Origin of the sequence: Cognatishimia sp. WU-CL00825, from assembly GCF_040364665.1 — a bacterium.
Lineage (GTDB): Bacteria > Pseudomonadota > Alphaproteobacteria > Rhodobacterales > Rhodobacteraceae > Cognatishimia.
Genome location: NZ_BAABWX010000006.1, coordinates 77,183 through 96,908, shown reverse-complemented (window position 1 = coordinate 96,908; position 19,726 = coordinate 77,183). Strand labels below are relative to the sequence as shown.

General features: G+C 54.5%; 19 protein-coding genes. 13 read left to right on the top strand and 6 right to left on the bottom strand.

Features of this window, described 5'->3' with window-relative positions:
• On the bottom strand, positions 1-934 hold a 934-nt coding region (locus ABXG94_RS16140), incomplete at its 3' end, for a LacI family DNA-binding transcriptional regulator (RefSeq protein WP_353535936.1).
• A 182-nt stretch (positions 935-1,116) separates the two neighbouring features.
• On the opposite strand from ABXG94_RS16140, the gene gap reads away from it, so the two are divergent.
• The 4 genes from gap (at position 1,117) to ABXG94_RS16120 (ending at position 4,127) form a co-directional block, all read left to right on the top strand.
• On the top strand, positions 1,117-2,118 hold the full coding sequence (gene gap, locus ABXG94_RS16135; RefSeq protein WP_353535934.1) for a type I glyceraldehyde-3-phosphate dehydrogenase: 1,002 nt from the start codon (positions 1,117-1,119) through the stop codon (positions 2,116-2,118).
• 137 nt (positions 2,119-2,255) lie between these two features.
• Positions 2,256-2,591 carry a cupin domain-containing protein gene (locus ABXG94_RS16130; protein ID WP_353535932.1) on the top strand — a complete coding sequence of 112 codons (336 nt, stop codon included), beginning with the start codon at positions 2,256-2,258 and terminating at the stop codon, positions 2,589-2,591.
• 77 nt (positions 2,592-2,668) lie between these two features.
• The gene (locus ABXG94_RS16125) at positions 2,669-3,244 is read left to right on the top strand and encodes a TetR/AcrR family transcriptional regulator (protein WP_353535930.1); all 576 of its coding nucleotides are present in this window, start codon (positions 2,669-2,671) and stop codon (positions 3,242-3,244) included.
• Positions 3,245-3,269: 25 nt separating this feature from the next.
• On the top strand, positions 3,270-4,127 hold the full coding sequence (locus ABXG94_RS16120) for an SDR family oxidoreductase (protein ID WP_353535928.1): 858 nt from the start codon (positions 3,270-3,272) through the stop codon (positions 4,125-4,127).
• Here ABXG94_RS16120 and ABXG94_RS16115 read toward each other — a convergent pair.
• Positions 4,124-4,780 carry a ChrR family anti-sigma-E factor gene (locus tag ABXG94_RS16115; RefSeq protein WP_353535926.1) on the bottom strand — a complete coding sequence of 219 codons (657 nt, stop codon included), beginning with the start codon at positions 4,778-4,780 and terminating at the stop codon, positions 4,124-4,126. The two genes, ABXG94_RS16120 and ABXG94_RS16115, sit on opposite strands and share 4 nt — an antisense overlap.
• Positions 4,777-5,298, bottom strand: a complete 522-nt coding sequence (locus ABXG94_RS16110; protein WP_353535944.1) for a sigma-70 family RNA polymerase sigma factor — start codon at positions 5,296-5,298, stop codon at positions 4,777-4,779. Before ABXG94_RS16110 ends, ABXG94_RS16115 begins: the two co-directional genes overlap by 4 nt.
• 233 nt (positions 5,299-5,531) lie before the next feature.
• On the opposite strand from ABXG94_RS16110, the gene ABXG94_RS16105 reads away from it, so the two are divergent.
• The 4 genes from ABXG94_RS16105 to ABXG94_RS16090 are packed head-to-tail and all read left to right on the top strand — an operon-like array spanning position 5,532 to position 9,262.
• Positions 5,532-6,812: an NAD(P)/FAD-dependent oxidoreductase gene (locus tag ABXG94_RS16105; protein WP_353535924.1), complete on the top strand. Its 1,281-nt coding sequence runs from the start codon at positions 5,532-5,534 to the stop codon at positions 6,810-6,812.
• Positions 6,809-7,561: a DUF1365 domain-containing protein gene (locus ABXG94_RS16100; protein WP_353535922.1), complete on the top strand. Its 753-nt coding sequence runs from the start codon at positions 6,809-6,811 to the stop codon at positions 7,559-7,561. Before ABXG94_RS16105 ends, ABXG94_RS16100 begins: the two co-directional genes overlap by 4 nt.
• Entirely contained in the window at positions 7,558-8,715 is a 1,158-nt protein-coding gene (locus tag ABXG94_RS16095) for a class I SAM-dependent methyltransferase (protein ID WP_353535920.1), read from the top strand. Before ABXG94_RS16100 ends, ABXG94_RS16095 begins: the two co-directional genes overlap by 4 nt.
• A complete protein-coding gene (locus ABXG94_RS16090; RefSeq protein ID WP_353535919.1) occupies positions 8,708-9,262 on the top strand; it encodes a DUF3833 domain-containing protein in 555 nt (184 codons plus the stop codon). Before ABXG94_RS16095 ends, ABXG94_RS16090 begins: the two co-directional genes overlap by 8 nt.
• A gap of 45 nt (positions 9,263-9,307) precedes the next feature.
• Here ABXG94_RS16090 and ABXG94_RS16085 read toward each other — a convergent pair whose 3' ends face one another.
• Entirely contained in the window at positions 9,308-10,363 is a 1,056-nt protein-coding gene (locus tag ABXG94_RS16085; RefSeq protein WP_353535917.1) for a ParB/RepB/Spo0J family partition protein, read from the bottom strand.
• Position 10,364: 1 nt separating this feature from the next.
• The gene (locus ABXG94_RS16080; RefSeq protein WP_353535915.1) at positions 10,365-11,741 is read right to left on the bottom strand and encodes an AAA family ATPase; all 1,377 of its coding nucleotides are present in this window, start codon (positions 11,739-11,741) and stop codon (positions 10,365-10,367) included.
• A gap of 579 nt (positions 11,742-12,320) precedes the next feature.
• Here ABXG94_RS16080 and ABXG94_RS16075 point away from each other — a divergent pair.
• The 5 genes from ABXG94_RS16075 (at position 12,321) to ABXG94_RS16055 (ending at position 19,291) form a co-directional block, all read left to right on the top strand.
• Positions 12,321-13,589: a replication initiation protein gene (locus ABXG94_RS16075; protein ID WP_353535913.1), complete on the top strand. Its 1,269-nt coding sequence runs from the start codon at positions 12,321-12,323 to the stop codon at positions 13,587-13,589.
• 461 nt (positions 13,590-14,050) lie between these two features.
• A complete protein-coding gene (locus tag ABXG94_RS16070; protein WP_353535912.1) occupies positions 14,051-15,010 on the top strand; it encodes a response regulator in 960 nt (319 codons plus the stop codon).
• A gap of 205 nt (positions 15,011-15,215) precedes the next feature.
• Positions 15,216-15,572 (top strand): Hpt domain-containing protein, encoded by a 357-nt coding sequence (locus tag ABXG94_RS16065; protein WP_353535910.1) that lies wholly within the window; start codon positions 15,216-15,218, stop codon positions 15,570-15,572.
• On the top strand, positions 15,562-18,867 hold the full coding sequence (locus ABXG94_RS16060; RefSeq protein WP_353535908.1) for a PhnD/SsuA/transferrin family substrate-binding protein: 3,306 nt from the start codon (positions 15,562-15,564) through the stop codon (positions 18,865-18,867). The genes ABXG94_RS16065 and ABXG94_RS16060 overlap by 11 nt, the downstream gene beginning before the upstream one ends.
• 28 nt (positions 18,868-18,895) lie before the next feature.
• Complete coding sequence (locus tag ABXG94_RS16055; protein WP_353535906.1) at positions 18,896-19,291, top strand: response regulator; 396 nt, start codon at positions 18,896-18,898, stop codon at positions 19,289-19,291.
• Here the strand turns inward: ABXG94_RS16055 and ABXG94_RS16050 are convergent.
• A complete protein-coding gene (locus tag ABXG94_RS16050) occupies positions 19,288-19,725 on the bottom strand; it encodes a hypothetical protein (protein ID WP_353535905.1) in 438 nt (145 codons plus the stop codon). The two genes, ABXG94_RS16055 and ABXG94_RS16050, sit on opposite strands and share 4 nt — an antisense overlap.
• Position 19,726 lies beyond the last annotated feature (1 nt).

The following is a 19,726-nucleotide window of genomic DNA, read 5'->3' as shown; positions in this document are numbered from 1 at the left end:
GGTTTTCTGACAGAATGATTTCCGCAGCACGCTGGCCAATTTCATGGCGACAGGCATCGGTGGTGGCCAGAGACAGCGGCAAGCCCTCTAGGATCTGCAGGTTGTTAAACCCGGCCAAAGCCAAATCCGACGGGATCGACAGCCCATTTGCCAGACAATGCATATAGCCCCCCACCGACATCACATCGCTGGAATAATAGATGGCGTCGATATCGGGCGCGCGCTCCAGCATCGCTTCGGTCAACGCCCGACCGTTTTGAATAGAGGAATCCCCACTATACAATTCCTGATCAGCCAAGCTCAGCCCCGCCTCCGCCAGCGCTTCTGAAAACCCTTCCAGACGTTTCAACGCCCGAAAATCCTGTGGCATTTTGGTGCCGATAAAACCGATTTTGCGATAGCCCCGCGCCATCATCTGCCGCGCCATTTCTCGGCCCGCCTCTAAATGAGAGATCCCGACGCAATGGCCCACCGGCGTGCCGTCGGTGTCCATGACTTCGACCACGGGGCAATCGGCACTGCGCAGCATGTTGCGTGTGGTTTCTGAATGTTCCAGCCCTGCTACAACCAGACCTGATGGCCGCCAGCTCAGCATTTCGCGGATCACGCTTTCTTCTTCGGCCAGATCATAGCCAGACACGCCGACCACCGGTTTAAGCGGCGTGGATTTCAGCACCGACGAAATGCCCGACAAAACCTCTGGAAACACATAGCTGTTTAACGACGGCACCACCACGGCCACCAAATTCACCGAGCGCGAAGCCAGCGACCCGGCGATGCGATTTGGCACATAACCCATCGTGCGCGCCGCTTCTTCGACTTTCAGCCGAGTCTTTTCAGACACATCCGGCGCACCACGCAGGGCACGGCTGGCGGTCATTTCACTGACGCCCACACGTTCTGCCACATCTTTAAGATTCAGCCGCTTTGTCATGCGCGCATCGTCACGGGTCTGATCAAGAACTGCAAGGCCCTTTCCAATGTCCGCCCAACTTTCCAGGACGCAGGATTCAGCTTGCAAAAATTTTTCGTTAGCGTTAACGGTAGCGCAAATGTTATCGCTAACGCTCGCAAATTGAGTCGCGAGCCACAGAATTTGAAATATTGGAGACCAGGATGACCCTGAATATCGCAATCAACGGATTTGGCCGTATCGGTCGCAACGTCCTGCGCGCCATCATTGAAAATGACGTGCAAGATGTGAACGTCATTGGCATCAACGATCTGGCCCCGGCGGAAACGCTGGCGCATTTGCTACAGTTTGACTCTGTGCATGGCCGTTTGAAAGCCGACGTCAAAGTCGAAGGCGACCGCATCCTTGTCGGCAACCAAGACATCAAGCTGACCGCAATTCGCAATCCCGAAGAACTGCCATGGGATGGCGTTGATATTGCCTATGAGTGCACCGGTATTTTCACCACCCGTGATGGCGCCGCCAAGCATCTGAAAAACGGCTCAAAGCGTGTTCTGATTTCTGCACCGGGCAAAGAGGTTGACCGCACCGTTGTGTTTGGTGTGAACCACCAAGACCTGACAGCCGATGACATCATCGTATCCAACGCCTCATGCACCACCAACTGCCTGGCCCCGGTTGCTAAGGTTCTGGATGACGCATTTGGCATCAAAACCGGCTACATGACCACAATCCACGCCTATACCGGCGATCAGCCAACCCATGATGCGGCACACAGCGATCTGTACCGCGCCCGCGCTGCGGCCATGTCTATGATCCCAACCTCGACCGGTGCCGCCAAAGCCATTTCCTTGGTTCTGCCACACCTCAAAGGCCGTCTCGAAGGTTCTGCTATTCGTGTGCCAACCGCCAATGTCTCTTTGGTTGATCTTAGTTTTATGCCGGAAAAACCAGCGACTGTTGATGCGATCAATGCAGCAGTCAAAGAAGCCGCCGCTGGCCCGCTTAAGGGCGTGCTCGGCTACGAAGAGCGCCCGCTGGTATCCATCGATTTTAACCACGACGCGCATTCGTCAACCTTTGCGGCCCCTCAAACCTCGGTCACCTCCGAAGGTCTCGTGCGTATCGTCAGCTGGTATGACAACGAATGGGGCTTTTCATGCCGTATGGTCGACACAGGTCGCGCCATGGCAGCCTTGCTGTAAACCAGCCCTGCAAACCCAATTGCATCAGCCCGCAGCACGTGTTGCGGGCTTTTTGCTGCTTGGTGATTTTCTTTGCCTTAGGGCTGCACTTGGCGCACTCTGTCGCGGACCCCAAAATCATATTGCAAAGGTAACCCATGAATTTTCCAGATTTCATTGCCAAATTACCCGCTCTAGATCTGCCCTTCTCCGAAGACGTCGTTCAATCGCGCGCCATCCGCTCTGACGCTGGGCTCACGGTGTTTTTCACCTTTTTTCAAGACGTCGAAATCCCCGCCCACGCGCATTTGGCGCAATGGGGCACAGTGATCGAAGGCAGTATCGAACTTACCATGCTTGGCGAAACCAAGACCTATCGGCCAGGTGACCACTATGCAATCGAGGCAGGCGTGGAGCATGCGGCCAGGATTGCGGCGGGCACCAAAGCCATAGACGTCTTTGAAGAAGCCGATCGTTACCCCATCAAATCCTAGATTAGGTCGATTGCGTCTTGAAAGCCCTGTAAGTCTTACCTAATTACAGTAATGAATATTCATTACTGGATTCGCAGATGAAACGCCCGACCAAAGAAGCCATCGCAGAACGCATCATCAAAGCCGTTACAACCACGGTTGCGACCCAGGGCATCGGCAGCGCCAATATGGCGACGGTGGCGAAAACAGCACAGATTTCAGCCGGCACGCTGTATCTGCATTATGAGTCCAAGGAAGACATGCTTCAGCAGGTCTACTTGCACATCAAACGTGATTTTCATGCCAAACTGATGGCCCCCACCCGTGGTGTTTCAGCCAAACAGGCCGTGTCTGGCATGTGGCACGCATTGTTGACCTTTCAGCACCAAGACCCGCACGCATTCCTGTTTCTAGAAACCACAGGGGCCGCGCAGGTGCTGACCCAAACGCAAAAGACCGAAATTGCCCCAATGCAAACCGAAGTTGAAAGCGTCATTCGCAGCGCCATTGATCAAAATGTCATCTCTCCGCCGTCGCTTGGGGTGGCCATCAATATTCTGATCGGCCCTGCCCTGCATTTGGCGCGCAAACATGCCTTGGCCGGCACCCGCATCCCCCAAGACGAAGCAGATCAGACCTTTGACATGGTCTGGCGCAGTCTTGGAGGCCTCTAACCCCCTCCTCCACAAGGACTTCAAAATGTCGAAAGTTATATTGATCACCGGCACCTCCACCGGTCTTGGCATCACCATGTCTGTGCAAGCCGCACAGGCAGGACACAAAGTCTATGCCACCATGCGCAATCTGGAAAAACGCACAGCGCTGGACACAGCGGCGGCCCAAGCTGGAGTGTCCATAGACGTGCTGCAACTTGACGTGCAAGACAACTCCAGCGTCACCGATGCCGTGGCCCATGTGATCGAAAACGAAGGCCGCATTGACGTGTTGATCAACAATGCCGGTGCAGGCTTTGTGCGTACCGTCGAACAGGCCTCCGAAGCGGAAATTCAATGGGTGATGGATGTGAATTTCACAGGCGTTGCGCGCTGTACCAAAGCGGTCATGCCGCATATGCGCCAGCAACGCAGCGGCCACATCATCACCATCTCGTCCGTGGGTGGCCTTGTTGGTCAGCCGTTTAACGAGATCTATTGCGGGGCCAAATTTGCCGTCGAAGGATTTATGGAAGCCATTGCCTGCTACATAACGCCCAACTTTGGCATCAATATTTCCATCGTCGAACCCGGCGGCATCGCCACTGAATTCGCCAATAATGTGCTGCAGCAATTGCAAAGCACCGGCGGCATGTTAGACGACGAATACCGCCCCATTCTGGAAAAATACATCGGGGGCGCACAAAGCCGTCAGGCAGAAGACATCTATCAGACCCCAGACCAAGTGTCTGATGTGGTCATGCAGGCTGTCGAGGCTGAAAATCCGCCCCTGCGTTGCCGCACATCAAACTGGGGCGAAGACTTTTGCCGCCTCAAAACCGGCCTTGACCCAGATGGCACCAAGCTGACCAAACAGGTTTTTGACCAGTTTCTTGCAGGTTAAATCCGAAATATCGGCTGGAAGATCCGGGGCACCAAAGAGTTAAACCTCAGCGGTGCGCCGGTGGCCGCAAGACAGATACAGGCGGCGCCTTTGACCGCCGTGGGCGCGTGATCCAGATCATCATCGGCACTTTCCAGATCCCCCACGCCAAACCGTCCGGTCTCATCCTCAAACGCGCCCTGCAAAACCAGGGTCAATTCCAGCCCGCGATGGCTGTGATCGGGCACCGCCTGCCCACCCGGAATATATAGCAGCCGCACAGATCCTTGCTGTGACGCGTGCAATATCGACTGACGCACCCCAAAGCCCAACCGTTTCCATTTTGGCGGCTTGCCTTTCAGTGCTGTCATAACCGGTGCGGGAAAGATCCCTGACCGCCCATAGGGGATGTCGGGGCGCACTTCTGGCTCGGGGGCTGCAGGCTCTGCGTCTAATCCAGCAAAAACCCGCGCTTTCAGATCCCCGGAAAGCGGCTCTGATCCACCTTGATCCAAAACCACGCCCCCAACATGCTCATGCGCCGCCAATCGCGCGCGACACTCGTCGCACATCGAAATATGAGTGGCCACAACCACCGCATAAGGGGTTTCCAAGGTGCCAGCGGCATAGGCCATCAGCACCGGCTCTGTGACATGATGTGTTATCGTGCTCATGAGTGTCTCAATTCTTTTAGCTCGTGTCGCAGCTTTTCCAGCCCCAGACGAATCCGCGATTTGATGGTGCCCAAGGGCAGCCCGGTTTCAGCGTGAATTTCGCTGTGCGACAATTCCCCCAAATAGGCCTTTTCCACCATCTCGCGTTGTCCGGGTTTCAGCTTGGCCAAAGCGGCACGTAATGTCTGTGTTTCCTGCTCAAGAGCCACAACCTGGCCCGCGTCTTCCTGAGCCTCTCCGTCCAGCACCAGCTCTTCTGGCACTGGGCGGTTCTCCTTGCGCTGCACATCAATCTTTCGATTTCTTGCGATCTGATAGATCCAACTTGAAACCTGGGCGCGCTGCGGATCAAACAGCGCAGATTTGCGCCAGACCGTCAGCATCACCTCTTGCACAATATCCTCGGCCTGTGCCGCCGAGACCCCGGATCGCATCACAAACCCCTTGAGCCGCGGCGCATAAAAATCAAACAAGCGCCCAAAGGCCGCGCGATCTCGATCTTGTTTGACCGCCATCATCCAGGCGGTCTGATCCGTATATTCTGGCGGTGCCTTATCGATCACAGTGTCCCGTTTTTTATAGGCGGCGCGCTGTGCAAGCACAGCCATTTCAAACGCGTCAGTCTGGGTTGTTTCTAGGGTCAGCATAGCCCTGTTACGCGTCCGGTCGAGACTTGGATCACTTTTCGCAGAATTTTTTTGATCCAATCCTCAATTTTCCGCGTAACTTCATAAACACAGCTGGAGAACCCATGTCATTTGATACGTCCCCGACCCTTGGAAAACGCATCGCGATTGTGGGGGGTGGCATTTCCGGCATGGCCGCAGCTTACTTGCTGGCGGATCAGCACAATGTGACTCTGTATGAAACAAATCCGCAGCTGGGCGGCCATGCCCGCACCGTGATTGCTGGCAAACATCAAAACCAGCCCGTTGATACCGGCTTTATTGTCTTTAACTATGTGAATTACCCGCACCTGACCCGCATGTTCAATGATCTGGACGTGCCGGTGGTCAAAAGCGATATGAGCTTTGGGGCCACCATCGACAATGGCCAGGTGGAATATGGCCTGCGCGACCTGCCCGCTCTGATCGGACAGCGACGCAATCTGATGCGCCCGGCCTTCTATCGCATGGTGCGCGACATCATGCGGTTTAACAACGGGGCCGAACAGCTGGCCAAATCTGACAGCACCACCATCGGCGAATTGCTGGATGAAATGCAGTTAGGGTCTTGGTTCAAACGCTATTACCTGATGCCGATTTGCGGCGCGATCTGGTCCACGCCCCCCGAAGAAATCCAAAGCTTCCCTGCCCGGTCACTGGTGCGGTTCTTTCGCAACCATGCCCTGCTCAGCGCCACCGGCCAACATCAATGGTGGACAGTGGACGGCGGCAGCATCGAATATATCCGCCGTCTTGCCGACCGCTTGCTGGCCCAGGGGGTCACCCTGCGGCAAAAATCGCCCGTAGAGGCGGTAAATCGGCTCGACAGCGGCGTTTCAGTCAAATCCCTTGGTGCGGCCCCGGAACATTTTGATCACGTGATTATGGCCTGTCACAGCGACGACGCCCTGCGCTTGCTGAAAAACCCAACTCAGACAGAGCGCTCAGCTCTTGGCGACCTGCGCTATCAAGACAACCACATGATTTTGCACCACGACACCGCACAAATGCCCAAACGCCGGGCTTGTTGGTCCAGTTGGGTCTATAAGGCCGATGGCGTCGACCACAGGCCCGCGATCGGCGTGACCTATTGGATGAACCGGCTGCAAAACATTCCGGAAAATGACCCGATGTTTGTTTCGCTGAACCCGGTGCGCGATGTCGACCCCACAAAAATCTACGATGAAAAGACCTTTCGGCACCCGGTGTTTGACCGCAAAGCGCTGCAAGCCCAGACCAGACTCGCCAACATTCAGGGCGACAACAACACCTGGTTTGCCGGGGCCTATCTGCGGCACGGGTTTCACGAAGACGGGTTTGCCAGCGCGGTGCGGGTCAGCAAATCCCTAAACCGGGTGACCGCATGACCCCTGCCCGCCCGCAACATATCCCGGCCAAAACCACCCACACCCGCGGTGGCACACTCAGCCGCAGCTTTACCTACAGCATCGATTATGTGTTGATTGACCCAGAGCACCGCAGCACACCCCTATTATTTTCGCGCAACCGGTTCAATCTGGCCTCGGTCCATGACAAAAACCATGGCGGCGCTCCAAAACACGGCACGGGCGTGGTCTGGGCACGCCAACAGTTTGCCAGCATCGGCCTTGGCAATATACGGGTGCTGCTACTGACCCAGCCCCGATTCTTGGGCTATGTTTTCAACCCCATCAGTTTTTGGCTGGCCTATGACGGTGACAAGCTTATGGCGGTGATCGCCGAGGTCAATAACACCTTTGGGGATCGCCATTCCTACCTTTGCAAGACCCCAAAAACAGAGCCTATTTCACCCGAAAACACCCTAAAGGCAGCAAAACTGATGCATGTATCACCTTTTCAAGAGGTGAATGGTGAATACTCTTTTAAATTCAATATCTTAGACGACAAAATTTGCATTAAAATACAAATGTGCAACGGCTCTGAGACTCTGTTTGCAAATCTGATAGGACCGCGACAGCCGCTGACAAATCGCGCAATCATTTCAGCCGCCTTGCGCAGACCATTTGGGCCTTTGCGCACAATCGCGCTAATATATTGGCAAGCGCTGCGTCTCAAACTCAGAGGCGCTCCATATAAAACCCGCCCTGCCCCGCCTGAAAAGGAGATCTCAGGATGACCATTTTGACCGACGCCGTTAAACGAGAATTCTTTGACGCCTGCAGCCAAATGACCGTTGGTCGATTGCATCTCACCACCCCAGATGGCGAGCGCCATAGCTTTGGCACCGATGGCCCCGAAGCTGACATGGATATTCGTGATTGGTCTGTTGTGGCGGCAATGGCCGCGCGCGGCGATGTGGGCATGGGTGAAACCTATGTGGCGGGCCTTTGGGAAACCTCGTCTATCGAACAGCTGGTCAAAGTTGCGCTGCGAAACCTCGACACATTTTCGGACTTTGCCAATCCAACCGCGTGGAACCGGCTGAAATTCAGATTTGTTGACCGTTTGTTGCGCGCGAATTCGGTGCGTGGGGCCTCGCGCAACATTCGGGCGCACTATGACGTTGGCAATGAATTCTATCAACTTTGGCTTGATCCCAGCATGACCTATTCTTCGGCTCTATTTAGCGGAACAGAGACTGATTTAGAGCGCGCGCAGGCCGCCAAATACAATCGCGTTCTAACACGGCTGTCCCCCGGCGAAACCGTGCTAGAGGTTGGCTGTGGCTGGGGTGGATTTGCCGAATGCGCCGTCGAGCAAGGCCGCCATGTCACCGGTTTGACCATATCGCCCAGTCAAAAGGGTTTCGCCGAAGCCCGCTTGGACGGGCGCGCTGACATACGTCTGGAAGATTACCGCGCCATCGAGGGCACCTTTGATAATATTGTTTCCATCGAAATGATCGAAGCGGTTGGGGAACGGTATTGGCCCAGCTATTTCAACATGCTCAAAGCCCGCCTCGCCCAAGGCGGACGGGCAGTTGTTCAGGCCATCACCGTGCAGGATTCCTATTTTGATATCTATCGCCGAGGTTCTGATTACATCCGGCAATACACCTTTCCGGGTGGCATGTTGCTGTCAGATGCCATCATCGCCGATCAGGCCCGTCAGGCGGGTTTGGTGGTGAAAGACAACTTTGCCTTTGGTCAGGACTATGCGCAAACCTGTCGGATTTGGGCGCAGCGACTCCATGACAAAAGCGAGCGCATTCTGGGTCTGGGCTATGACCAGCCCTTCCTGCGCAACTGGCAGTTCTATTTGGAAATCTGCGCCGCGTCCTTTTCGGTCAACCACACCAATGTTGTTCAGGTAGAACTTAGCCATGCTTAGATCGTTTTCAAAAATTCTGCCCCGCATCGGTTTCGCCGCGCAACGCCCATCAGACTACGTTGGCAGCGGCCCTGATTTCTTTTTGCCACAGCAACTGGATGGCGACCTGATTTCAGAAGGTCTGATATATGGTCCAACTGGCCGGGTTGTGTCTCGGTTTGTGGCCGACATGCGCGGGGATTGGACCGGACCCACCGCGCGCCTGACCGAAGATTTCACCTTTGCCAGTGGCACAACCCAGCACCGCGCTTGGGCCTTGCAACTAAAGGAAAACGGAGCCTTTACCGCCACGGCCCCTGACATCATTGGGCAGGCGCATGGGCAAATCGAAGGTGCCACCGCGCGCATGACCTATCGGCTGCGCCTTTCAGAGGATGCCGGCGGCCATGTCTTGAATGTGGTGGATTGGATGTATTTGCTGGACAACGGCACCATTCTGAACCGGTCACAAATGCGCAAATTTGGCATCAAGGTTGCGGAATTGGTGGCGACTATCCGGCCAGCGCAGCCGGTGGCCTATCACGCCACGGCCCTCGCAGGTCAATAACACGACCCCAAAGCGAGGTTTCGCAGCGAAACCTCCCCCTGTGCTTTAGTGTAGCATTTTTGCTATTTTTGCCAAAATTTCCCGCGCGGTTTCGGAACTCACTTCACGACCCTTTACGTCAATCTTTAAGCCCTGCGCCGACACCTGCGCGCGCAAATCTCCACCACCCGGCAAAGTCACTTTCGGCAGTTTGGTAACTTCTGATGGCCGCCCGCCACGGGTCGGATCTTTCTCTGTATTCTCCAGCGCGCTTAATGCGGTTTCCAAACGTTTCAACTCTTGCGCCGCTGACTTTGGGTCAAATCCCGCCAAAGCGGACCGAAGCTTGGCCTGTCCGCCACTTCGCAGCGCCGCGGCAATACGCAAGCCCGTGCGCTCTGTCAGATCAAGCGGAAACCCTAAAAGATCGCCAAGCGCTTCGTGTACCGCAGCGAAACTGCGTACCTTAGACCGTTTCGCCTTGGAGGCCTGACCAAACAAATGATTAACCGCTTCCGAAACAGAGCCATAGACGCCCTGCTGAGTCGCCAAAACTGAAATACGGCCGCGTTCATAATGTGAAAGATTGGCACGGATCTCGTTTTCTTCCACCATGCTTAGATAGGCCTGCGCCCGATCTTTATGGGTGCGCACAAAAGCAGGAATCTTTGAAAATTCCGGGTCTTTCAAAGCCAACATGCGAAACACCGTGAGGCGGCGGTTTCCCGAAATCAGCCCGTATCCGTCCTTGGTTGGGGTGACTTCGATCGGCGTGCGCAGCCCGTGTGTCATGATCGACCCGATCAGCTCTTTGCGCTCTTCCACATCGTTGAACACCCGATCGCGGCTCAAAAAATTCAGCTCGATGTCATCGACCGAAATCTGCTGCACCACCCGACCATCTTGATAGGCCGCGCGCCAGTCTTTGGCGTCAGCGGCATCTTTGGCAGCTGCGACCCGGTCAGTTACATTCGCCATCCCCGCCAAAACCGCCGCTTCGCCCGCGACCTGCGCAATAGGCGGGGTCATGGATTGACCCAGCGGAGGTTTCGCAGCGAAACCTTCGTCAAGCTTTTCAAGTTCGCTTTGATCTGGGGCCACCAGCCGTCTGCGTCTTGCCATCTTAGCTTTCCTCCATATTTGCGTCACGCCACCAGCTGCCAATCAGCAACTCTTTGAACTCGGCATAGGTGCGGTCAAAAGTTTCGCGGCCCCGCACATATGTATCGCGGTTAAAGTCGCGATAATCCGCCTCGTATATGCCATTCACCTGCTCGCCCGCCTGACCCACCAGCGCTGTGTAATCTTGGCGGTAAGCGTTCATAAAGTCACCAAAATACGCCTGGATCACATTCGCCATATCGGTTTGTTGGCTGGCGTCAAAGCGCGTCACAATCGCCCGTACCACATCCCATTCAAACTTAAGCTCCGGTAAACCCGCCGCACGGGCCGCAGAGTTTTCGCCGTCTTCGATGCTGGCAAAGGTCGAGTAAAGCATGTCAAAAAACCGACCCGTGCTGTCAAATTCCAAGAACGACGCCCCAAGCGGCACCAGCAGAATATCAGCGGCGGCCAATCCGTTGATCGTCAGATAGCCAAGGGCAGGGGGCGTATCCAGAAAGACCACGTCGTAATCCTCTAAAATGCCCTCGTCTTCTAGGAAATTTGTCAAGCCGTCCCACAGCGGCCAATTGCGCAGACCCATGCGCCAGACCGGGATTTGAAATTCTGCCCAGTAAAGATTGAGCTGAGCACCAATCAAATCGATATTGGGCCAATGGGTGTTTTGAATCACGTCGCGCGACGAAACTTTCAAGGCTTCTTGCAGGGTCTCGTCCAACGGAATCTCTGGCTGGCCGCCGGCGTTGCGCACCTGGTTTTCCGCGACCACGGCTTTGGCGTAATCCTTGGCCAAAAGCGGGAACACTGTTGACCATTCGTCCGGCACCTTGCCGCCCAAAATGGATGTCATCGAGCCCTGGGAATCCAAGTCGATCACCAGAACCTTATAGCCGTCTAAAGCCGCAGACATGGCAAGATGCGCAGCGGTCGAGGTTTTGCCCACGCCGCCTTTGAAATTGGCCACGGCCACCACTTTGGCCGGTTGGCCTTCGGGGCGATAGGGCAGGTATTCTTTAGTGCTGACGCCCTCGTTTGCAAAATGCTTGCGCAGGGTCAGGACCTCTTCGAGGGTGAACCACTTTGACCCCCCCACACCTTCGCCCTGTGGCAAATCAGGATTGGCCTTAAGCACACGCCGCAAATGGGCTGGCGCGACCGGGATCAGATATTTGGTGATTTCCCAGGTCGAGAATTTTCTAAGCCGTTTTTCCCCATCGGGCGCATAGCCCCGTCGGGCCATATCTTCGCGGCCTTTGCCGCAAAAAGCCGCGGCTTTTGCGAATCGTGTGGTGTCGATAGGATCGGGTAACTTCTTGGCCGCTGCCTCGGGATCTAGGTTTAGATAAGGGGGCAGGGGAGGTGTGGAAGCTTTGTTCACTTACTGTGCCTCGTCATATGTGCGCCTGTTTTCAGGATATACTGCAAACTAGCGTACATTTTGGAACCCGGCTAGCATTGCAAAGCAATGAAACAGATTTTGTGAAGAATTCTGATGAGGTTTCGCGGCGAAACCTAATTCTGAAGAGAAAATACACCCAACAAAGAGTTTATTTAGTTTTAGGTCTTTAAGATATTTAGGTACTAATTACCGTTCAATTACAAAGTATTAGATATGTTTGGGGACCAGAGATCGGGACAAAGGGCACCCGATTCCGGGATCAAAGGAACCCTAATACAGGATCATAGGTACCCAAGGACGGGATTAGGGGTGCCGATTCTCGGTGTGGCAATTTCAGGGATGAATTGTGGCGATTAAGCGGCAATTTGACCTCAGAACGGGGTATAAACGGCATCTTCATGGGTGTCGGGATGGCTGTATCCGATGTGATTCGAGGCCCGCGAGTCAATCTGATTCTTTGGGGACCCGTTTACAGGACGGCGTAAAGAACCCAGCTAATTCTTGAGTACGGGTACCTTATGTGTCAGACATAAGCGCAACCAAAAGCAGCAGAGAATCATGGCCCAGACCGAGATTGATATGGATACCCTTGCGGGCGCCTTGCGTCGCGAAACGGTTAAAAAGAACGTTGCGGCCATTCATATCAGTGGCAAGCTCAGCCTGTTGCAGCGCAAATTGTCCAATGTGCTTTTACTGAATGCCTATGATGCTCTGACCTCGGCACAAAGCCATTCGATCGATGCGCGCACGCTGGCGATGATGGTCGGTTATAATTCCAACGATTTTGACACGCTGCGCGGCAGTTTGCGCGCCTTGGCCGAAACCGTTGCCGAATGGGACATGCTGGATGAGGACGGCAAACAGGAGTGGGGCGTCAGTTCGCTGCTGTCTTATGCCAAGTTGAAAAACGGTGTCTGTGAATATGCCTATTCGCCGGCCTTGGCGCAGAAACTACATGACCCCAAAATCTATGCGCTGATCAATGTGCATATTCAGCGCAATTTCAGCTCGGGGCATGGGCTGGCACTGTATGAAAATTGCTATCGTTTTGTGCGCACCGGCAGCACCGGTTGGTGGAGTCTTGAGACGTTTCGCAAGCTGATGGGGGTGAAGGGGTCGAGCTATTACGAGAGCTTTAAACATCTGAACGCCAAGATTATCAAACCGGCGGTGGCCGAGGTGAATAAGAGCTCTGATATCGAGATCACGCCAGAGTTTCAGAAGAAGGGCAGGGCGGTGACCGATATTCGGTTTCTGATCAAAGAAAACCCACAGCTGGCGATGTTTCAGATTGATGACAGCGACGGGACGCGCAATCTGCCAGTCTATAAGGCACTGATCGCGCAGGGCATTTCTGACCGTTTGGCGCGGCAGTGGATTGCGGAACACGGGGCCGCATATGTGACGGAAAAACTGTCCTATATGGCGCAGCAAGATGGGGTAAAATCCAAGGTTGGTTATTTGGCAGCGGCGCTCAAGGCGGATTACAAACCGGTTGAGGCCGCCAGCGTGGCCCCGGCTTCGGAGGCGGCAAAACAAGTGGCCGCCGACCGGCAAGCGCGGGCCGAGGCCGAGGACGCAGAGCAAGGCGCGCGACGTCTGGCGCGGGCGGAACGCGGGCGCAAATTTGCGATTGTGGCGGATGTGGTGGCGCGGCGAAATCCCACGCAACGGGATGCGGACAAACGCCTGTTTGGCGCCTCCTTAAGCCAAGAGCTGGACCGCGAGGAATTTCGCGCCCATGGTTGGAATTCCGCCTTGAATGCCAATGCGATATTTGAGTTCTGGGAAACCCTGGTGCCTGGTTTATTTGACGCGGATGGCTGAGTTGGTCTTTGTTTCGAAAAGCGAAACGATGGCCGAGTTTTGACGGCAAATCTAGCGTGACAGCAGAGGTGGTTGCAGAGAATCAACCAAAGGCTGCGCTTGGTCGGGGTGATTTTCGGTTATTTTGAAAGAAAGATTCAACTTTGGGTTTAATATTTTCAACCAAATTAAATTCCCTAGATATTTCTGTAAGGCGTTGAAAATTAACCTTAAATTAAGGTGCTCTGAATATCAGGGTTAACAACCGGTTAAAACAAGGCAAGAATGATGCACTCAATCCAAGAGATCGCCCAATTTGCGCCACAATTGTCCGGATAACTTCAACAATGAGACTTGAGATGCCTCTGACGATCACGCCAAACGGGCCACCATCTGCTGGTATGATCGAAACCTGATGAATTTTGGATGCAGAAGCATCCGTAGCGCCGTCGATTTGCACGGCATTGCGACTGGAGAAGACGATGAAGATCCTTGCCGTCGATGATGACGAACTGATCCGTGAGATTTTGTCCGCGACCCTTGAGGCGCATGGGTACACGGATGTGACCTTGGCTGAGAGCGGCGAAGATGCGTTGCAAAAGATCGCTGCGTCGCCGACGCCGTTTGACGGGTTCATGTTTGACATTCAGATGCCAGGTATGGATGGCACCGAATTGTGCCAGCACGTGCGCCAAATGGAGCACTATCGCAATACGCCGGTCATTATGATTACGGCGATGAATAATAAAGAATACGTTGACCGGGCCTTTATGGCGGGGGCAACCGATTACGTCACCAAGCCGTTTGATACCACCGAACTGATGACGCGCATTCGTCTTGCAGATCGTCTGCAATCTGAATCGCGCAAAGCACAACAGGCCAGCGCCGCGGCCCCAACCGCCGCCGCCGCGCCTAAGCCGCCGTTCAAAGATCCGGTGACTGTGAAAGAAGTGCGCGGCGTGGTAAAAAGTGCTGCACTTGATAATTATGTGATGCTGATGCTGGAGCAAAAGCAATTTGCCATGGGGGCCTTTGCCCTGCGCATTCCCGAGTTGGAAATGGTGCATTCAGGATCTGACATCGAAGAATTCACCTATGTGGTGACCGATGTGGCCGAAGTGATCTCTGATGTTCTGGTCGGCGCACAGGCGTTTCTGTCTTATATCGGCAACGGCGTATTTGTTTGTGTGGGTGCCAAAAGCAAATTGCCAACGGCCGACAGCATGCATGATGAATTTGTCATGATGCTAAACGATCCTGATCTGGTCTATTGCGAAGAAGTGGCCACCGGCTTTACCGCCACAATCGGCGAGATTGCAGCCCCCAAATTGTTTGAGAAACGCGGTGATTTGCGCTTCTTGGATCGGGCAGTTGAAAAGCTGAACGAAGTGGCGGGCGGCACGCAGCGTCAAGGCTCTGGACGGTCAGCCTTTGCTGCGTAATCTTTGAAAAGCAGTGTGCGCCCGTGTCAGGGCCGCACCATTTGCAAATTAACCGGCCTAAAGTGCCGAATTCATTAACCAATCTTTAATCTCTTTGAGCGTTTTTGCCACATTGTTGCCCAGTTTTATGGTAATTGTGGAACGGCAAGAAACAATCAGCGCCTGAAGAGCGTTGAGGAAAAGATGTTTGGGTGAGAGCAGAACCATGATGCAGGGAATGGATGCCAGCAAAGCTGCCGTGCTAGAGGCCGGTCTTGCGCGTATTCGCGAACGTTTTGTGGCGTCGTTAGAAGATCGCATCGAAGGCTTTTGTGGCCTACTTGAACAACTTGAAGATCCAGCAACGGAAGAATCCGCCTGCATGGAAATTCGCGCATCCGCACATAAATTACACGGTATCTGTGGCAGCATGGGCTATCCCCGTATGGGATCTTTAGCCGCGCAGCTGGAACAGCATGTCGATACCGTGATTGACGGACCGCGCCCCCTCAACACCGACTTTGTCGACGAACTCCTCAACGCGCTTCTCGATGAGATGGAGCAAAGTGTGGATGGCACATAGGGCAACCCTAGGCGTTGGGCTTAAAGCCCTTGGTCGATGGCTTGGTACTTGGGTTCTGCAACTGGCAGTGACCTTGTTGATTGTGGCGCAAGGGTCTGGGGCCTGGGCACAAAATAGCCGGGCCACACAAACCTTTACGATTGGCATTTTGGCAACCGAAGGCGCGACACGCGCCCTAGAGGCCTGGCGCCCAACCATTGATTTTCTAAACAGCGAAGCGGAATTTCAAGAAGTTCCCTATCGGTTTAATGTACGCCCCCATACGGTTGAAACCCTGTCTGCTGAAATCACGGCGGGCAGTGTTGATTTTGCGCTGACCAATCCGGCGCTGTTTGTGGCTGCCGAAGTGGAAAGCGGCGCACGCGCGGTGCTGTCGCAGGCGCGTATGTGGCAGGGCCGAACCTATGACAAAATCGGCGCGGTGGTTTTTGCGCGCTCTGATTCCAACCTGCGCCAACTGGGTCAGCTGCAGGGGGCAAGCCTGATGGCGGTCTCTGCCAGTGATTTCAGCGGTTGGTGGTTGGCGGCCCAGGAATTTCGCCGTCGTCGACTAGAGCCAAGTGACCTGCTGGGCGAAGTGGTGTTTTCCGGCGGCAACCAACGCGAAGTGATCTATGCGGTGCAATCTGGTCTGGTTGATGCGGGCGTGGTGCGGGCGGGTGTGCTGGAAGAACTGGCGCAAAGCGGTGCCATAAATCTGGATGATTTCACGCCGCTGTCTTTGAATTCCGCCGTGGACCATCCGTTTTGGGTGTCAACGCCGCTTTATCCCGAGTGGGTGTTATCTGCTATGCCGGGCGTGCCCGAAGATGCTTTGGCGCTGGTGATCAACGCGCTGTTGAATGTGCAGGCTGATAGCCCAGAATCCCTGAGCGCCGGGGCAACAGTTTGGCAGGCCCCGCAAAATTATAATGCGGTGCATGATCTGTTGATTTCTCTGCGCGTGCGCCCCTATGAAAACTATCTGATGCAGGCCACAGCACGGATTTATCAGACCTACAAGTGGACCATTCTGGGGCTGACGGCCTTTATTATACTGTCGCTGTTGTTTCTGGTGTTGCAACTGCGCCGTAGCATGCTGTTGGCAGAAAGCCAGAAAGATGTGCTGCAATCGGAAATGCGCAGCAAGATTTTCTATCGCAGTGCGGTCGAGGAACATACCGTGTTCCTGATGCTAAACACCAATGGACGCATTTCGCATGTGAACGATAGTTTTTGTGAAACTACGGATCGTGAACGTGACAGCTTGTTGAACACGCCGCTGGCAGACCTGTTGCCAGAGCGCGAGCAAGAGATTTTGCAAGACGACATCATGAAAGCTGTGGATGTGGGCGCGCCCTGGGATGGGCCGTTGAAAATCTTACGTGCGGATGGCTCGGTGGCCTGGGTGCAATGTACGGTTATTCCGGTGTCGGGCGCGGGCGACGAGCTGAGCGAAATCGCCGTGGTTGCCACGGATATGACCCAGACCCGCAAGGGTATTTCTGACGACAGTTTCCATGACAGTCTGGAACTGATCGAAGATCAGGTTGTGGTGCTGCGGCCAATGACTTTGGATCTGCTTTATTGCAACAAAACCGCCACCAAACGCCTGATCGAAGAGCGCGTCGGTGGTACCTGGAAGGGTCGCACGGTCAAAGATATTCTGACGGAAAGCGATGTGCACGCTTTGAATTTACGTTGCGAAGCATTGATGGAAGGCCCGCAACGCCGCATGACCTGGGAAGTGACCGCTGGTGATGGCACGCCTTATGAGGTCAGTTTGGAATATGTGCAGCCTGAAAACGATGAACCGCGCTTCATTGCGATTTATCGCGATATCACCTCGCGCAAGGTGGCCGAAAAAGCCAAAAACGAATTTGTCGCCACGGTCAGTCATGAATTGCGCACGCCGCTGACTTCGATGAAAGGCGCACTTGGTCTGGCGTTGTCCGGGGCCATTGGCGAAATGCCGGATCAAATGAACAAGATGGTCAGCATGGCCAGCAACAACTGCGATCGTTTGGTGAACCTGATCAACGACATTCTGGATATGGAGAAGATCGAAGCCGGCAAGATGGACTTTAAGATGGCGCCCATCAATTTGATGGATGTGGTGGACAAAGCCATGGAGTCCAACAAATTTTACGCCGAGAAATTCAAGGCAACCATGCGGCTGCACGTCGAGGATGACGGCGATGGCTTTATGGTGATGGGTGACAAAGATCGCCTGACCCAGGTCATGGACAATGTGATGTCAAACGCGGCGAAGTTCTCGGAAGGCGGCGAGATCATTGTCTCGGTGATCATCCACCGTGGACGTTTGCGCTTTTCGATCCGCGACTTTGGCTGCGGCATTCCCAAGGCCGCCCATGCGACGATTTTTGAGAAATTCACCCAGGCTGATATGGGTGACACCCGTACCCAACAGGGCACCGGATTGGGCCTGTCGATTGTGAAATTGATTGTGGAAAGCCACAAGGGCGCGATTTTCTTTGCCAGTGAAGTTGGCATGGGCACCGAATTCTTTGTCGATCTGCCGCGCATTGTGAACGAAGAAGTGGTGCCAATGCCGGCGCTGGACGAAGAGGTGGCCTTTAGTGGATCAGGTGTAAGCGAAGCAGCACCAGTTGCGGCCGTTGCGGTTGACGACGGCGACGATGGGTTGCCGGTCTTGCTGGAACACCTGCGCGGCGGTGGCTTTGATGTTGAGATGGAAAAAGGCAGTATCACGGTAAGTCAGGTGGTCAGCGGCAAGGGCGTTGTTGGCCAATCTTCGATCTTTGACTGGCTGAGCGACGGCGGTCGCGCCTTGGTCAGCGGTTTGGTGGAACGTGAAAAACTGTCCAATCGCAATGTGGCGGTTCTGCAGACCAAATCGCTGGATGGCAATATGTCCGATCCATTGGTGTTAAACGGCCTGAAGGCAAATATGTATTCCAGCTGGCTTGCCAATATTCCGGCCTTTGGTGGGGGGCAAAACGTGTCTTTCAAACTGATGGGTGTTGGCGCAAGTGACTTGCCAAAGCTGGATTCCGAAGAAGCCAGTTTTGCCGCAACGCAGGATGTGCCACAGGCGCTGGCGCTGAGCGAAGAAGAGCAATTTGACGCGATAATGCATTTTGACAAAACAGGTACCGCAAGCTGCATGACCATTGTGCCCCTTAGCGGTGGCCGTCTGCCGGAATCAGTGCCGGTGATCCTAATCGTAACAAAAGAAGCGGCCCCGGAATCGGAACGTGGCGTGGTGTCGAAATTCGCCCGCCCATCCGGTGGTGGCCGCGGCAAATCACGCCGCCGCGCGCGCGGTGGATGAATGAAATGAGAGTTAGAGAGGCAAAACTATGAGTGATTTGAACAAAATCTTACACGTCGAAGATGAAGACGACATCCGCGAAATCGCGAATATGGCGCTGGAGCTGATTGGCGGCTTTCAGGTCGCGCAGGCCGAGCTTGGCTCTGTGGCGCTGGATATTGTCGAAGGTTTCGCGCCTGATTTGCTGTTGTGTGACGTGCAGATGCCTGGCATGACCGGCCCGGAAACCATCGAAGCCATTCGTAAAATTCCCGGTTACGAAACCATTCCGGCGATCTATATGACTGCGAAAGTGGGCGAAAGCGACAAGGGCAGTCTGATGGGCCCCTATGAATTAGGGCTGATTGCCAAACCGTTTGATCCGACCACTTTGGCCACGCAAATTCGCGAGCTTTGGGCACAGGGATTGGCGAACGCGGCTTAGGGCTTGTTGGCCATTTGCCGCAAATAACGGTTGCGCGCGACCTCTTCGAGCGACGTTGTTTCGGCCAAATCTGCTTCTTTACGCTTCTCAAGCAGACTTTTGTCTAAAACCGCCTCGTTGGTGCGGGCCTCGGTATAGGTTTCAAACAGCCGTCCTTCGATCAGGGCGGCTTTTTCATCCAGTTTTTGCAGCTCTTGCTGCAAGAAAGCCCGGCGGGTTTCGATGGCTTGCAAAAATCCGGCCAAAAAGGGGGCGGCTTCGGGCGTGTTGATATGCGCTTCGGTGTCAACGCGATGTTGCAGGTCGCTCATTTCAGTCTGCAACTGCGCCTGTTGGACGCGAATTTGGCCCATCTGCGCCGCGTGCCCATCCAGTTCATGTTCCTTAATTCGCTGAATCACGCTGAGGGCTTCGATCCGACGATTTCGATCCATG

Excerpts from the sequence above, each read along its gene's own strand:
- ABXG94_RS16100 (WP_353535922.1), top strand. The coding sequence starts at position 6,809 with ATGACCCCTGCCCGCCCGCAACATATCCCGGCCAAAACCACCCACACC.
- ABXG94_RS16085 (WP_353535917.1), bottom strand. The coding sequence starts at position 10,363 with ATGGCAAGACGCAGACGGCTGGTGGCCCCAGATCAAAGCGAACTTGAA.
- ABXG94_RS16090 (WP_353535919.1), top strand. The coding sequence starts at position 8,708 with ATGCTTAGATCGTTTTCAAAAATTCTGCCCCGCATCGGTTTCGCCGCG.
- ABXG94_RS16110 (WP_353535944.1), bottom strand. The coding sequence starts at position 5,298 with ATGATGGCGGTCAAACAAGATCGAGATCGCGCGGCCTTTGGGCGCTTG.
- ABXG94_RS16055 (WP_353535906.1), top strand. The coding sequence starts at position 18,896 with ATGAGTGATTTGAACAAAATCTTACACGTCGAAGATGAAGACGACATC.
- ABXG94_RS16130 (WP_353535932.1), top strand. The coding sequence starts at position 2,256 with ATGAATTTTCCAGATTTCATTGCCAAATTACCCGCTCTAGATCTGCCC.
- ABXG94_RS16070 (WP_353535912.1), top strand. The coding sequence starts at position 14,051 with ATGAAGATCCTTGCCGTCGATGATGACGAACTGATCCGTGAGATTTTG.
- ABXG94_RS16060 (WP_353535908.1), top strand. The coding sequence starts at position 15,562 with ATGGCACATAGGGCAACCCTAGGCGTTGGGCTTAAAGCCCTTGGTCGA.
- ABXG94_RS16050 (WP_353535905.1), bottom strand. The coding sequence starts at position 19,725 with ATGGATCGAAATCGTCGGATCGAAGCCCTCAGCGTGATTCAGCGAATT.
- ABXG94_RS16125 (WP_353535930.1), top strand. The coding sequence starts at position 2,669 with ATGAAACGCCCGACCAAAGAAGCCATCGCAGAACGCATCATCAAAGCC.
- ABXG94_RS16120 (WP_353535928.1), top strand. The coding sequence starts at position 3,270 with ATGTCGAAAGTTATATTGATCACCGGCACCTCCACCGGTCTTGGCATC.
- ABXG94_RS16105 (WP_353535924.1), top strand. The coding sequence starts at position 5,532 with ATGTCATTTGATACGTCCCCGACCCTTGGAAAACGCATCGCGATTGTG.
- ABXG94_RS16075 (WP_353535913.1), top strand. The coding sequence starts at position 12,321 with ATGGCCCAGACCGAGATTGATATGGATACCCTTGCGGGCGCCTTGCGT.
- ABXG94_RS16095 (WP_353535920.1), top strand. The coding sequence starts at position 7,558 with ATGACCATTTTGACCGACGCCGTTAAACGAGAATTCTTTGACGCCTGC.
- ABXG94_RS16115 (WP_353535926.1), bottom strand. The coding sequence starts at position 4,780 with ATGAGCACGATAACACATCATGTCACAGAGCCGGTGCTGATGGCCTAT.
- gap (WP_353535934.1), top strand. The coding sequence starts at position 1,117 with ATGACCCTGAATATCGCAATCAACGGATTTGGCCGTATCGGTCGCAAC.
- ABXG94_RS16065 (WP_353535910.1), top strand. The coding sequence starts at position 15,216 with ATGATGCAGGGAATGGATGCCAGCAAAGCTGCCGTGCTAGAGGCCGGT.